Raw genomic sequence first — 255 nt, forward strand, 5'->3', positions numbered from 1 at the left:
TGTGGGCGCGGCTCCTGGAAGGCGGCTTCGACGGCCCGCTGTGGCCCGTCAATCCGAAGTACCACACGCTCAACGGCCACGCGGTGATCGCCGATGCCGGCGACTTGCCTCAAGCGCCGACCGTCGCGCTGATCTGCACGCCGCCCGCGACCTGGCCTTCGATCATTCACAAGCTCGGCGGTTTGGGCACGCGCGCGGCGATTATCGTCGGCGAAGCACGCTGCGACGATGACCGGCTCGCGTTGCGGCATGCGC

General features: G+C 69.0%; 1 protein-coding gene. It reads left to right on the forward strand.

Annotated elements, in window-relative coordinates:
• Positions 1-255, forward strand: a 255-nt coding sequence (locus SB753_RS39315; protein ID WP_410805456.1) for a CoA-binding protein, incomplete at both ends; no start/stop codon positions are given.

The organism is Paraburkholderia sp. SIMBA_053 (assembly GCF_046534895.1).
Classification (GTDB): domain Bacteria; phylum Pseudomonadota; class Gammaproteobacteria; order Burkholderiales; family Burkholderiaceae; genus Paraburkholderia; species Paraburkholderia caledonica.